Origin of the sequence: Wolbachia endosymbiont of Oryzaephilus surinamensis, assembly GCF_025617515.1 — a bacterium.
In the GTDB taxonomy this organism is placed as follows: domain Bacteria; phylum Pseudomonadota; class Alphaproteobacteria; order Rickettsiales; family Anaplasmataceae; genus Wolbachia.
Genome location: NZ_CP092526.1, coordinates 919711 through 932590, shown reverse-complemented (window position 1 = coordinate 932590; position 12880 = coordinate 919711). Strand labels below are relative to the sequence as shown.

At 33.0% G+C, this 12880-nt stretch carries 25 protein-coding genes; all 25 read left to right on the top strand.

Annotation, left to right across the window (positions count from 1 at the left end; translation table 11 throughout):
• The first annotated feature begins 3 nt into the window (after positions 1-3).
• Genes rplC through rplQ form a run of 25 tightly spaced genes read left to right on the top strand, consistent with a single transcriptional unit; the run spans position 4 to position 12872 of the window.
• A complete protein-coding gene (gene rplC, locus MJ631_RS04220; protein WP_029237662.1) occupies positions 4-726 on the top strand; it encodes a 50S ribosomal protein L3 in 723 nt (240 codons plus the stop codon).
• A gap of 2 nt (positions 727-728) precedes the next feature.
• On the top strand, positions 729-1343 hold the full coding sequence (gene rplD, locus MJ631_RS04215; RefSeq protein ID WP_006012216.1) for a 50S ribosomal protein L4: 615 nt from the start codon (positions 729-731) through the stop codon (positions 1341-1343).
• On the top strand, positions 1340-1627 hold the full coding sequence (locus MJ631_RS04210) for a 50S ribosomal protein L23 (RefSeq protein WP_010404680.1): 288 nt from the start codon (positions 1340-1342) through the stop codon (positions 1625-1627). Before rplD ends, MJ631_RS04210 begins: the two co-directional genes overlap by 4 nt.
• Position 1628: 1 nt before the next feature.
• Positions 1629-2453, top strand: a complete 825-nt coding sequence (gene rplB, locus MJ631_RS04205; RefSeq protein ID WP_214303489.1) for a 50S ribosomal protein L2 — start codon at positions 1629-1631, stop codon at positions 2451-2453.
• A gap of 3 nt (positions 2454-2456) precedes the next feature.
• Complete coding sequence (gene rpsS / locus MJ631_RS04200) at positions 2457-2741, top strand: 30S ribosomal protein S19 (protein WP_010404687.1); 285 nt, start codon at positions 2457-2459, stop codon at positions 2739-2741.
• Positions 2742-2750: 9 nt separating this feature from the next.
• On the top strand, positions 2751-3101 hold the full coding sequence (gene rplV, locus MJ631_RS04195; protein WP_007302537.1) for a 50S ribosomal protein L22: 351 nt from the start codon (positions 2751-2753) through the stop codon (positions 3099-3101).
• Positions 3102-3140: 39 nt separating this feature from the next.
• Positions 3141-3761 (top strand): 30S ribosomal protein S3, encoded by a 621-nt coding sequence (gene rpsC / locus MJ631_RS04190; RefSeq protein WP_019236921.1) that lies wholly within the window; start codon positions 3141-3143, stop codon positions 3759-3761.
• Between the two features lie 11 nt (positions 3762-3772).
• A complete protein-coding gene (gene rplP / locus MJ631_RS04185; protein WP_019236922.1) occupies positions 3773-4186 on the top strand; it encodes a 50S ribosomal protein L16 in 414 nt (137 codons plus the stop codon).
• A gap of 11 nt (positions 4187-4197) precedes the next feature.
• Entirely contained in the window at positions 4198-4401 is a 204-nt protein-coding gene (rpmC, locus tag MJ631_RS04180; protein WP_038198186.1) for a 50S ribosomal protein L29, read from the top strand.
• Positions 4394-4624, top strand: coding sequence for a 30S ribosomal protein S17 (gene rpsQ / locus MJ631_RS04175; RefSeq protein WP_010404696.1), 231 nt, complete (start codon positions 4394-4396; stop codon positions 4622-4624). Before rpmC ends, rpsQ begins: the two co-directional genes overlap by 8 nt.
• 18 nt (positions 4625-4642) lie before the next feature.
• On the top strand, positions 4643-5002 hold the full coding sequence (rplN, locus tag MJ631_RS04170; RefSeq protein WP_262986192.1) for a 50S ribosomal protein L14: 360 nt from the start codon (positions 4643-4645) through the stop codon (positions 5000-5002).
• The gene (rplX, locus tag MJ631_RS04165; protein WP_010404700.1) at positions 5002-5319 is read left to right on the top strand and encodes a 50S ribosomal protein L24; all 318 of its coding nucleotides are present in this window, start codon (positions 5002-5004) and stop codon (positions 5317-5319) included. Before rplN ends, rplX begins: the two co-directional genes overlap by 1 nt.
• 6 nt (positions 5320-5325) lie before the next feature.
• Positions 5326-5862 carry a 50S ribosomal protein L5 gene (gene rplE / locus MJ631_RS04160; protein ID WP_019236924.1) on the top strand — a complete coding sequence of 179 codons (537 nt, stop codon included), beginning with the start codon at positions 5326-5328 and terminating at the stop codon, positions 5860-5862.
• Positions 5863-5874: 12 nt separating this feature from the next.
• Positions 5875-6183, top strand: a complete 309-nt coding sequence (gene rpsN / locus MJ631_RS04155; protein WP_007302545.1) for a 30S ribosomal protein S14 — start codon at positions 5875-5877, stop codon at positions 6181-6183.
• Between the two features lie 22 nt (positions 6184-6205).
• Entirely contained in the window at positions 6206-6601 is a 396-nt protein-coding gene (rpsH, locus tag MJ631_RS04150; RefSeq protein WP_007302546.1) for a 30S ribosomal protein S8, read from the top strand.
• Positions 6602-6617: 16 nt separating this feature from the next.
• Positions 6618-7163: a 50S ribosomal protein L6 gene (gene rplF, locus MJ631_RS04145; RefSeq protein WP_007302547.1), complete on the top strand. Its 546-nt coding sequence runs from the start codon at positions 6618-6620 to the stop codon at positions 7161-7163.
• 5 nt (positions 7164-7168) lie between these two features.
• Positions 7169-7540 (top strand): 50S ribosomal protein L18, encoded by a 372-nt coding sequence (gene rplR / locus MJ631_RS04140; protein WP_262986191.1) that lies wholly within the window; start codon positions 7169-7171, stop codon positions 7538-7540.
• 12 nt (positions 7541-7552) lie between these two features.
• Entirely contained in the window at positions 7553-8065 is a 513-nt protein-coding gene (rpsE, locus tag MJ631_RS04135; protein ID WP_262986190.1) for a 30S ribosomal protein S5, read from the top strand.
• 3 nt (positions 8066-8068) lie between these two features.
• On the top strand, positions 8069-8539 hold the full coding sequence (gene rplO / locus MJ631_RS04130) for a 50S ribosomal protein L15 (protein ID WP_019236927.1): 471 nt from the start codon (positions 8069-8071) through the stop codon (positions 8537-8539).
• Positions 8540-8542: 3 nt separating this feature from the next.
• Positions 8543-9871: a preprotein translocase subunit SecY gene (gene secY, locus MJ631_RS04125; RefSeq protein ID WP_213863923.1), complete on the top strand. Its 1329-nt coding sequence runs from the start codon at positions 8543-8545 to the stop codon at positions 9869-9871.
• The gene (locus MJ631_RS04120) at positions 9868-10509 is read left to right on the top strand and encodes an adenylate kinase family protein (protein ID WP_052265056.1); all 642 of its coding nucleotides are present in this window, start codon (positions 9868-9870) and stop codon (positions 10507-10509) included. The genes secY and MJ631_RS04120 overlap by 4 nt, the downstream gene beginning before the upstream one ends.
• Positions 10510-10568: 59 nt before the next feature.
• Positions 10569-10937 carry a 30S ribosomal protein S13 gene (gene rpsM, locus MJ631_RS04115; RefSeq protein ID WP_007302553.1) on the top strand — a complete coding sequence of 123 codons (369 nt, stop codon included), beginning with the start codon at positions 10569-10571 and terminating at the stop codon, positions 10935-10937.
• Positions 10938-10961: 24 nt separating this feature from the next.
• Positions 10962-11348 (top strand): 30S ribosomal protein S11, encoded by a 387-nt coding sequence (gene rpsK, locus MJ631_RS04110; RefSeq protein ID WP_006012273.1) that lies wholly within the window; start codon positions 10962-10964, stop codon positions 11346-11348.
• Positions 11349-11368: 20 nt separating this feature from the next.
• Positions 11369-12436, top strand: coding sequence for a DNA-directed RNA polymerase subunit alpha (locus MJ631_RS04105; protein WP_007302554.1), 1068 nt, complete (start codon positions 11369-11371; stop codon positions 12434-12436).
• Positions 12437-12443: 7 nt separating this feature from the next.
• Positions 12444-12872, top strand: coding sequence for a 50S ribosomal protein L17 (rplQ, locus tag MJ631_RS04100; RefSeq protein WP_010404731.1), 429 nt, complete (start codon positions 12444-12446; stop codon positions 12870-12872).
• Positions 12873-12880: the final 8 nt, after the last annotated feature.

Sequence of the window (12880 nt, the reverse complement as noted above, 5' to 3'; positions counted from 1 at the left end):
GAAATGAAGAGAATAAATTCGCTTAGGAGGATTGGTTTGTTAATGACCAATGTTGGCCATACTGCTATGTATTTTGATAATAGTCGCATGGCTGTAACCTTATTGCATCTCAGCGAAACTTATATTATCGATATAAAAGGACAAGATAAATGTGGCTACAATTCAGTTATTTTAGGCACAGGGGATTTAAAAAAAATAGCAAAACCTCAGTTGGAATATTTAAAGAAAAAGGGTATAAATAGTAAATGTAAATTATACGAAAGTAGATTAACTGATCTATTCGGAATAGAATGTGGTAAAAAGGTGGGGGTTAATCATTTTGTAGTTGGTCAATATCTTGACATTACGGGTTATTCTTTAGGCAAAGGGTTTGCTGGTGTGATGAAGCGGCATAACTTCAGTGGGCTTAGGGCATCTCATGGCGTTTCTATTGCTCATAGATCACAAGGTTCTACTGGTCAATGTCAAGATCCTGGTAGAGTATTCAAGGGGAAGAAAATGGCTGGTCATTTAGGTAATAGCAGAGTGACTGTACAGAATATGAAAATATTATCCATTGATTATGAAAATAGCATAATTGCTGTAAAGGGTAATAATGTTCCTGGGTTTAAAAACTCTTATGTTTTTGTGAGAGATGCAGTTAAAAAGCCTTTACATAAAGATGTTCCTTTTCCAGCAGGTCTGCTGTTGAATATGAGTGATGATGCTAATAATTTGGTGAGTTAGTTATGGAATGTGAATTAGTTGATCTATCTAATAATAATGTAGGTAGTGTTGAGCTTAATCCCTTGATATTTTCTGCCAAGCAAAAATTGAGTATTTTGCATGATATAGTGAGATGGCAATTAGCAAAGAGAAGAGTTGGTGCTCATAAAACAAAGGGTATCAGTGATGTTTCTGGTACAACAGCTAAGCCGTATGGTCAAAAACGTACCGGTAGGGCGAGACAGGGGAGCTTGCGATCTCCTCAGTTTAGAGGTGGTGGAATTATTTTTGGTCCTGTTGTGAGGAGTCATGCTTATTCTCTTAATAAAAAAGTACGTAAATTTGGTTTGAAAATTGCTTTATCTCTAAAATATTTAAATAATCAAGTTATTGTTCTTGATAGTTTAAATGTTGATGTGAAGAAAACATCTAAAATGTGTGAATATATTAAAAATTTTAAATTTTCTTCTTTTTTAATAGTTGGTGATTATGGAGATGATTTGTTACGTGCTGCTAAAAATTTGCATTATGTAGATTTAATCAAACCTATTGGGTTAAATGTTTTTGATATATTGAATCATGAATGCGTGATGTTAACAAAAGACACTTTAAAGCATCTTGAAGGTAGATTGTTATGATTAAATATAATAATATAATAAAATCTCCTGTAATCACAGAAAAGGCTTCTCTTTTAAGAGAGAAGTTTAATAAATACTCTTTGTATGTTTTTGTAAATGTAAATAAGCGTCAAATAAAATCGGCAATAGAGTCTTTATTTAATGTCAGAATTTCTTCTATAAATGTTATTAGAGTTAAACCTAAATATAGACGTTTCAGGGGTGTGGTTGGTTGTAAAAAACAGAGAAAAAAGGTCTATTTTTCTTTGATAGATGGTCAAAAATTAGATATAATGAGCGTTTAATATGGGTATGAAATTTTTTAATCCTGTTACTCCGTCTTCTCGTGGGACTATATTAATAAGTAAAATTGGTTTATCAAAAGATAAGCCGGAGAAGTCTCTTGTATTTGGTAAGAAATCCAGTGGTGGAAGAAATAATCATGGTAGAATTACAACTCGTCACAGGGGTGGTGGTCACAAGAAGAAGTATAGAGTTATAGATTTTAAACGTAATAGAAGTGATCAGGGTATGGTTGAGAAAATAGAGTATGATCCAAATAGAAGTGGGTTCTTAGCATTAATATCATATAAGGAAGACGATACTAAATCTTATATATTAGCTCCTCAGGGTATGAAGCCTGGTGATGTTGTGACAGCTGGAGATGATGCTGATATTCTGCCAGGTAATTGTTTGTTGTTGAAATATATACCTGTTGGTTCTTTTGTTCATAATGTTGAATTGAAGCCAGGTGGTGGTGCTGTAATTGCTAGAGCTGCGGGTTGTTGTGCGCAAATTGTTGGTCGTGATGGTCAATATGTTTTATTGCGGCTTAGATCTGGTCAAGTTAGGTTGATTTTATCTTCTTGTAAAGCTACTATTGGTGTAGTGTCTAATCTTGATCATAAAAATAGAAAGCTGGGTAAGGCTGGGAGAAGTAGGTGGCTTGGAATTAGACCTGCTGTGCGTGGAGTTGCAATGAATCCGATTGATCACCCTCATGGAGGTGGAGAGGGAAAAACTTCTGGCGGTCGTCATCCTGTTACTCCTTGGGGTGTTGCAACAAAAGGAAAGAAAACTAGGAAAAAAAATAAATCTAGTGATAAGTATATAAAAAAATTGAAAGGTTAATTTATGAGTAGATCTGTATGGAAACCACCTTTTTTACATCCATCTGTACTAAGATTAGTTCAGAGGGCTTTAAAAGAGGGTTCTATTAATAAGGTGATAAAAATTCATTCCAGGGCTTCTGTAATTCTTCCTAATTGTTTGGGTTTAAAGTTTGCTGTTTATAATGGTAAAGATTACATTCCTGTTAGTGTTGATAATCAGAATATGATAGGTCATAAATTCGGTGAATTTTCACCTACTCGTAAATTTACTGGGCATGGTGGTGATAAAAAGGCAACAAGAAGGTAGGCAATTGATATGAAAAATAGGGATATAATAGTTGAGGCTGGTTCTAAGGTTTTAAGATCAACTCCTCGCAAATTAAATTTGGTTGCTGATTTAGTGCGTAATAAAAAAGTTTCTTTTGCTAATGTACAATTAAGATTTTGTGAAAAAAAGGCTGCCGGTTTTATAATGAAGGTGTTGAATTCTGCAATTGCTAATGCTCAAAATAATTATGGATTGAACGTTGATAATTTATATATAAAGGAAATTTTAATAGGTAAGTCACTTACTTTGCGTAGAGTATATCCAAAAGCTATGGGTAGGGCTAATAGAATGAGCAAATTTTATAGTAATATAACTATAAAATTGAAAGAAATTGTATGATTTATAGAAATGGAAAATTAATAAGGAAAGTGTAAAAATATGGGACAGAAGGTTAATCCTAAAGTATTTAGATTGCAAATAAATAGTAATACCTGGGATTCTGTTTGGTGTGCTACGGACGATTATAAACAGAAATTGCATCAAGATCTATTTATTCGCAGTTATATAAATGAATCCTTTAAGCATGCTGGTATTTCTAAAGTAACTGTAGAGCGTACAGTTACTTTAGTGTCTGTAATAATACATTCTTCTAAGCCTGGAGTTATAATAGGTAAGAAAGGTTTGGATGTTGAGAAGATAAAGCAAAAAATAGCTAAAAAAGTAGAAAGTAGTGTCGAAGTGAATGTAGTAGGAGTTAAAAAGTCTGAAATAGATGCAGTTTTAATATCAAGGAATATTACACATCAGCTAGAAAAAAGGATTTCATGTAGAAGAGCGATGAAAAAAGCTATTCAAAATTGTTTGAAGATGGGTGCTGAGGGTATTAAAGTAAGTTGCTCTGGGCGTCTTGGCGGAGCTGAAATAGCTCGTACTGAATGGTACAAAGAAGGTCGTTTGCCTTTACACACTTTGCGTGCTAATATAGATTATGCTTTTTGTGAAGCGAAGACTATATGTGGTATTATAGGAGTTAAAGTTTGGGTTTATGTTGGTAGTTAAGGTATATTGAGATGTTTGTTCCCAAAAAGAGTAAATATAAAAAGGTATTTAAGGGGAGAATAAAGGGTAATGCTAAGGGTGGTAGCACGCTGTCTTTTGGAGATTATGGATTAAAAGCTATGGAAGTAGGTAAGGTTCAGTCCAAGCATATTGAAACTGCAAGGCGCGTAATATCTAGAACGTTAAAACGCTCTGGTAAAGTATGGATAAGAATTTTTCCTGATACTCCGGTTAGTAAAAAGCCAGCAGATGTACGTATGGGTAAAGGGAAAGGTAGTGTTGAATTTTGGGTATTTAAAGCTAAGCCCGGTAGGATTTTGTTTGAAATTAGTAGTGATGTTCCCATGCATTTAGCAAGATTGGCGCTTGAAAAAGCGACTGCTAAGCTTCCTATGAAGTGTAAATTTATATCTAATCATAATTGAATGGAGTTGCAATGGATATAGTTAAATTTGAATCAGAATCTTCACAAGGATTACATGAACTTCTTGTGAGTTTGAGGAAAGAATTTGTTAATTTGGCTTTTCAAAAAAAGCTGGGCCAGTGCAACAATTTTTCGCGTTTTAGCTTAATAAGAAAGAGCATAGCTCGTAGTCTAACTGTATTAAATAGAAGAAAGAGAGAGGGAAAAAATGCCTAAGAAGGTTTTTTGTGGTGTCGTAACTAATGCTGAGTCTGATAAGACTGTAAAGGTTTCGGTGTTACAAGTGTATAAGGATAGGCTGTATAAAAAAGTTATTAAAAAATACAAGAAGTATACAGCACATGATGAGAATAATAGTTGCAAAAAGGGAGATAGGGTTTTAATACAGGAACATAAGCCTATTTCTGTTACTAAAAAATGGGTTGTCATCAATAGCTAAAAAGGAATAGGTATTTATATGATTCAAAAAAATACATTGTTAGAAGTAGCTGATAATTCTGGTGCGCGTGCAGTGCTTTGTATTGGCTTGTTAGGTGGTAGGAAATCTGCATCTGTAGGTGATACGATTATTATATCTACTAAGTCTATTAATCCAAAAGGTAAAGTTGAAAAAGGAAAAGTATATAAAGCAGTTGTTGTTAGAGTAAAAAATAGTGTTAAGAAATCTGATGGTTCTGTAATTCGTTTTTCTAGCAATGCTGTGGTTTTTATTAATGATCAAGGTGAACCACTTGGCACTCGGGTGTTTGGTCCAGTAAAAAAGTTGTTATCTGGTTCTTTTATGAAAATAATGTCATTAGCTGATGAGGTTTTATAATGAGTGCTAAAATAAAAAGTGGTGATGATATTATAGTTTTAACTGGTAAAGATAAGAGAAAAATTGGTAAGGTAATCAAAGTTATAATACGTGATGCTAAAAAGAAAGTAGTTGTTTCTGGCGTAAATGTGTGTAAGAGACATACTAAACCAAGAGCTGGTAGTGGTGGTGGTATATTGAATAAAGAGTTAGCTATTGATGTATCCAATGTTGCAATATTGGATCCTAAGTGTAAAACTCCAACTAAAGTAGGATTTAAGATTATAGATGGTAGAAAAGTGCGTTTTGCAAAAGTTTCTGGAGAAGTGATAGATTAGGTTGATATGTTTAAACAGTTGTATAAAGATAATATAGTAAAATCCTTAAAGGATAAGTTTAATTACAGCAATGTAATGCAAGTGCCTAAACTTGTCAAGGTGTGTATCAATATGGGCGTTGGAGATGCTGCTACGGACAATAAAGCGATAAATGAGCCATTTGATAATCTACATTTGATTGCTGGGCAAAAGCCTGTGTTAACCTTTGCAAAAAAATCTATTTCTGGTTTCAAAATTAGAAAAGGTGCAACTGTAGGTTGTAAAGTGACTTTGCGTAGAAATAAAATGTATGAATTCTTAGAAAGATTAATATATATTGCTTTGCCAAGGGAAAAAGATTTTAGAGGGTTTAGTGTGAAGCAATTTGATGGTCATGGTAATTTTTCCTTTGGTATCAAGGAGCATATATCATTTTTAGAAATAGACTATGATAAAATAAGTAAAATTAGAGGTATGGATATTAATATTATAACAAGTGCAGTTAGTGATAAGGAAGCAAAGGAATTATTACTGGCTCTTAAATTCCCTTTTTTTGATAATTGAGAGAAAATATATATGGCAAAAAAATCCATGATACAGAAGAATCTTCGTAGAATAAAGTTATGCGATCAATATAGGGAGAGAAGGGAAGAATTAAAATCTATAATGAATAATAAGGATTTATCTATTGCAAAAAGGTTTGCAGCTCAAAGTAAGCTGATTAAAAAATTGCCTAGAGATTCTTCTAAAATCAGAATTAGGAATAGATGCGCTTTAACTGGTAGGCCGAGAGGAGTATATAGAAAATTTGGTTTATGTAGGATTGTTTTACGTGATTTGTGTTCTTTTGGACAAGTTCCAGGGGTTACAAAATCTAGTTGGTAAATGTGATATAAGGAGTGTAATAGTGTCGTTATCTGATGGTATTGGTGATTTTTTAACAAGAATACGTAATGCTCAATTGGCAATGCATAGGGAAACAAGAGTCCTATTCTCTAAAGTGAATTCTTCTATATTGAAGATCTTAAAAGAGGAAGGGTATATTCTTAATTATGAAAAGCAAGAGAGTGATAGTATCCCTTCCCTTGTTGTGCAGTTGAAGTATTATGATAAATCACCTGTGATTAATGATATAGCTAGGGTATCAAAGCCCGGTTGTCGTTATTATTCTAAGTGTAAGGACATTTCTAAAGCGTATAATGGTCTTGGAATTTTTATTATATCTACACCGAAAGGAGTGATGACCGATTATAATGCACGTAGATTAAAAGTTGGTGGAGAAGTTTTGTGTCGTGTATTTTAAATGATAGGAGAAATGTATGTCTCGTATAGGTGCCGCACCTATCAATATTCCTGCTGATCTTTCAGTTGAATATAATAATGGTAGGGTATTAATAAGAAGTGTTAGGGCAGAAAAAGAGCTGAACTTGTGTAGTGGCATTCTGTGTCAGATAGTTGATAATCAATTGTTACTTTCTGTTGATCAAGGCAGGGATGATTATGATAAAATAAAATCTATATGGGGCACTTATAGAAGTAATATTAATAACATGATTAACGGTATGGTTAATGATTTTTCTGTTGATCTTGAGATCAATGGTGTGGGGTATAAAGCAGAATGTGATGATAAGTATTTGACTTTATATCTTGGTTATAGTCATAATATTAAGTATAAAGTGCCTAAAGACGTTGAGATTAAGTGTATAAAGCCAACTCATTTAGTGATTCGCGGTATGGATAAGCAAAAAGTCTATATGGTGGCTTCTGATATATGCAAAATTAGAAAATATGATCCTTATAAAGGTAAGGGTATTGTAATAAAAGGCAAATTTATGCTGCGTAAGGTTGTAAATAAAAAGAAGTAATTAAAATGAAAAGATTGTATAATTTTTTAAGTAGCTATGAAAAAAGGAAACTTCGTAATAGAGCGAAGCTCGATAAGAGCGCTGGGCGTTTACGTATATCCATATTTAAGTCTAATAAACATTTCTATGTTCAGTTGATTAACGATGCAAAAGGAACAACCCTAGCTTCTGCTTCTACTTTGGATGATAAAATTAGGAATGTATGTAAAGGTAGGGTTAATGCTGAAATTATAAAACAGGTTTCTTCTTTATTGATTGAGCGTCTCCCTAGTACAAAATTGCAGCAGCGGTTCGTCTTTGATCGGGGGGCATATAAGTATACAGGATTGATTTCTCAATTTGCTGAAGCTTTAAGAAGCTCTGGATTTGAATTTTAGAAGGTTTGAAGTATGGCTGTAAAGAATTTACAAAATAATAATGATTTATCAGAACTTTTGGTTTCAGTCCGAAGGGTAACAACGGTTACTAAAGGTGGTAGAAGATTTTCATTTTCAACTTTGGTTGTTGTTGGTGATGGTAAGGGTAGGGTAGGATGTGGAATAGGTAAACACGCAGAGGTTGCTGAAGCAAGAGTGAAAGCTTTAAATGCTGCAAAGAAGTCGATGATTAGGGTGTACTTACGTGAAGGTAGAACTTTACGTCATGATATTAAAGCTAAATTCTGTTCTGGTGAGATAGTTTTAAGAGCTGCAAGAGCTGGAACAGGTATTATTGCTGGTGGAGCAATGAGGTCGGTTTTTGAGGTATTAGGTATAAAGGATGTGGTAGCTAAGTCTACTAGATCAAATGATCCTCATAATATTATATGTGCAGTATTTAAGGCTTTTGATGTTATGTTATCTCCTCGCCAAGTGGCAGGTAAGAGGGGTAAAAAGATTAGTGAGATAGTTGGAAATAGGTAAACTATGAATGATGCTGTAAAATTAAATTCTATATTTACCAAATTATCTAAGAAAAAGAAGCCTAAATTATTAGGTAGAGGTATTGGTTGTGGTAAAGGTAAAACATCCGGTAGGGGGCATAAAGGGCAGAAAGCGAGAAGTGGCGTTTCTATAAATGGTTTTGAAGGTGGACAGCAGTCTATATATACTCGTTTACCTAAAAGAGGTTTTAAGCCTATACGCAAAAACTTATACTCTATATTTAATGTTGGGGATGTACAGTGCTTAATGGAAGCTAAAAAAATAGTCAAGGATTCTATCATAGATAAGGAGCTACTGCATAAGTTAGGTTTTATCAGATCTGTTAAAAGTAAAATCAAACTTCTTAATAAGGGTAAATTAAGCGAAAAATTTGTGTTTCATGTTGATTTTGCATCAGAAGCTGCAAAAAGATCTGTAGCTTCAGTTGGTGGTAGTGTAGAAATACTATCGTAAATCATGAACAGTAAATTTGCATTTAATAGTTTGGATTCTACGCTGTTATATAAAAGTGATTTACTAAAGCGTATATTTTTTACTCTAATGGCTTTAGTTTGTTATCGTTTAGGCACTTATGTTCCTATTCCTGGAATTAATCTTGATATAATCAATGATATATTTCCAAAAGAGAGTTCTGGTGTTTTTGGAGTATTTAATTTATTTTCTGGTGGCGCTTTAGCTAGAATGACGATCTTGGCGTTAAACGTTATGCCATACATAGTTGCATCCATAGTTATGCAATTATTATCTTCTGCCGTTAAAGGAATCAATGAAATTAAAAATGACGGAGAGTTGGGACGTCGAAAGATGAACTCTTATATACGCTATATGACTATAGTGTTTTGTATCTTTCAATCAATTACGATCTTAATAGGGTTAGAAAGAATGAATATAGAAGGGGTATTAGTTGTAGTTGAACCTGGTATTATGTTTCGTACTATAGGTGTCTTTAGCCTTTTAGGTGGAACTATATTTTTAATATGGCTTGGTGAGCGGATCAGTGTGAGCGGTATAGGCAATGGTATCTCATTAATCATTTTTACTGGCATAACATCTGAATTACATAATGCTTTATCATCTCTGCTAACATTAAATAAAAATGGTAGTATGTCGTTTTTCATTACCCTTTTTGTTATAGCATTGTTTTTTTTACTGCTCCTTTTAGTCATTTTTACAGAATCTTCTTATAGAAAGGTAATTGTTCAATATCCCAAAAAACAGTTTAAAAAATTACATAATGATGATTTTACTTACATTCCATTGAAGATCAATTTATCTGGTGTAATACCAACTATTTTTGCTAACGCAATTTTATTAACGCCTATTTCAATTGCAAATTTCTATAAGGGTCATGCCATTGCTGATTTTATTTTAAACTACTTTATGGAAAATAAAGTGATGTACATTATAACTTACTTAATACTCATAGTACTTTTTAATTTTTTCTATACCAATTTTATATTTAATCCAGAGGAAAATGCTGATTTTCTTAGGAAAAATGGTGGTTTTATTCCTGGTAGAGGGCCTGGAAAACATACTTCTGATTATCTTCAAGATATAGTTTTTAAATTAACATTTATTGGGTCTGCGTATTTGGTGGTAATATGTACTATACCTGAAATTATGAGGTATCATTATGATATACCATTTATTTTTGGTGGGACGAGCTTGCTGATTATAGTTAACGTTATTACTGATACTATTATGCAAGTACAATCTTATGTTTTTTCAAATAGGTACGATAGTTGGATAAAGAAATATGAGTCTAAAACAAGGAAGCTAAAGTGATTATTACAATTTTTGGTCCTCCTGGCTCTGGTAAGGGTACTCAGTCCAGTTTGTTAATAGCAAAGTATAATTTTAAATTAGTTTCAGTAGGAGACTTATTAAGGAATATTATATCTAGTGGGAGTAAATTAGGTAAAGGAATAAAGGATACTGTTGAATCTGGTAATTTAATTCAAGATGAAGTTATATGTAAATTATTGTGTGACCAGCTTGCATTAATAGATGGTGATTTTTTGTTAGATGGTTTTCCAAGAAATTTAAATCAAGCTCATTTTTTAACTCAAGTTTTGCAAAAAAGATGCAATAGGGATGTTGATCTTGTAATTGAGTTGCAGCTTGACGATAATATTGCAATTGATAGATTAAAAGATCGTCTTACTTGTTTGGATTGTAAAAGTATATATAGTATATCTTCTTTTAAGAATACTACTTGTGCTAAATGTAAAAGTACGAGATTGGAGAAGAGAATTGATGATGCTAATATGCTTGCAATTAATAAGAGGATAAGAGAATATCATTCTCAGATAGAGGGTTTGCGCGAGTATTATAAGGACAAGTTGTTAACAATTAACGCTAATTTGAGTGTTGATAGAGTAATGCAAGAGATTGAAAGTAAAATTTCTTGTAATTTGATTTGACTATAAGTTGTTTTATGGTATAAATTAAGAGTTATTATTAATAAAGTATCGAGGTATCAGTGGCACGTATTGCAGGCATAAATGTTCCAGTGAAGAAGTGTGTTCCTTTTGCATTAACTTATATACATGGTATAGGTATTACTACTGCGAATATAATTTGTCGTAGCTGTAAAATTGATGAGCGTAAGCGTGTTTTAGAATTACAAGATGAAGATATAGAGAAAATTAGTAGTTTTATTAGGCAAAAATATGTCATAGAGGGTGAGCTCAGAAAAAAAGTAGCTATGGATATAAAATCTTTAATGGAAATCGGTTGCTATAGAGGATTAAGGCATAGAAAAGGTTTGCCTGTGAGGGGACAAAGAACCCATACTAATGCTAAAACTCGTAAAGGCAGATCTAAATTGCCTATTGCTGGAAAAAAATAAAATTTGTTATTATCGTGAGTTTTTATGAAAAAAGTTAAAACGGTTGGTAAGAATACAAAAAGGTTTATTACTGGTATTGTCCATATTCGTGCAACTTTTAATAATACTTTTGTAAATGTGACTGATGTTTGTGGTAATACGCTTTACCAGACTTCTGTTGGTGCATGTGGTTTTTCTGGTTCGAGAAAATCCACACCTTATGCTGCAGGTAAGGTTGCCGATTCTGCTGCGAAGAAAGTAATAGAGAGATTTGGTATGAAGGTTGTTTCTGTAATAATTCGTGGTCCTGGTTTTGGTGCAGAAGCTGCAGTTAAAGCACTTCGGAATTGTGGATTGACTGTCACTTCAATTGCAGATAAAACGGCGATACCTCATAATGGGTGTAGACTAAGGAAAAAAAGAAGAGTATAGGATATTTGGAAGGTTTTTGTATGTATTATAGTGATAATGTCTCTTTCTGTGGAAATTTAGATAGATTAACTAAGCCTAATGCGATTAAGGTAATATCAGGTGATTCAAGTAAAAAAAGTGATATAGTTCTAGAACCTTTGGAAAGTGGTTTTGCTTTAACGTTGGGTCATGCATTAAGGCGTGTAATGTTGTCTTCTCTTCGCGGTAGTGCTGTTTATGGAATAAAAATTGAAGGCGTGAATCATGAATTTACTTCGATCCAAGGAGTTAGGGAAGACATAACTGATATAGCATTAAATATGGGCATGTTGAGATGTAAGTTAAATAACACGTCTAATAAGTGCTTAAATTTGAGCGCTAAAGGGCCTTGTCAAGTATTAGCTGGAATGATAGAAACTGATGACCAATGCTCTATTGTTAATAAAGATTTGGTGATATGTACACTAGGTCAAGATGTGGAGCTTAACATTACTATATATATTGCTAGTGGAAAAGGTTATCTTTCTGTAAATAAATATAAAGAAAATGAATTTTTAAAGTCTATGAATGAACAAGATTTAATTGGTTTTATTCCAGTTAATGCTTTATATAGTCCTGTTGAGAGGGTTTCGTATAGAGTAGAGAATAGTCGTGTTGGTCAAGTTACTGATAAAGATAAGCTGATATTGTCAATTGAAACTGATGGTACAATCTCTCCAAGTCAAGCTGTTGACTATGCTGCAAGAATATTACAGGAGCAATTTCAGCCTTTTATTAGTTCTGATATGAGTTATAAAAAATCGCAAGTTTCTTTGTCTAGTGGTGCTAAAGATTTGGGCTATGATCCTGTTCTATTGCGTAAAGTAGATGAAATGGAATTATCTGTTAGATCTCATAACTGTCTGAAAAATGAAAATATCACTTATATAGGTGATCTTGTGCAAAAGACGGAAGTTGAAATGTTAAGAACTGCTAATTTTGGCCGAAAGTCTTTGAATGAAATCAAGGCAATTTTAAATAATTCAGGTTTGTCTTTGGGTATGAATATACCAAATTGGCCGCCTAAGGATATAGATGAACTGGCTAAACAACATACTGATGAGGATTAGGTAGTATATGAAACATGGAATAAAGAAAAATAAACTGTCTCGTTGTACCGAGCATAGGTTATCAATGTTAAAGAATCTATCTATCTCGTTAATTAATCATGAGCAGATTGTAACTACTTTACCAAAGGCTAAAGCACTTCGTCCATATGTGGAAAAGTTTATTACAATTGCTAAGAATAACGATTCTTTACATGGTAGAAGGCTTTTGCTTTCACGTCTTCATAATAGTAAGTTAGTAGTTGATAAATTATTAAGCGTTCTAGCTAATCGTTATCAAGACCGTAAAGGTGGATATTCTAGAATAATAAAATTTGGTACTCGAAAGGGTGATTGCGCTCCAATGGCAGTGATAGAGCTAGTTGATAGAGATATTTCAGCAAAAGGTGAGATTTATAGTAAAAATAAAAAAGGAAGCAAAGTAGTTACACAAAGCTAATTATTCTT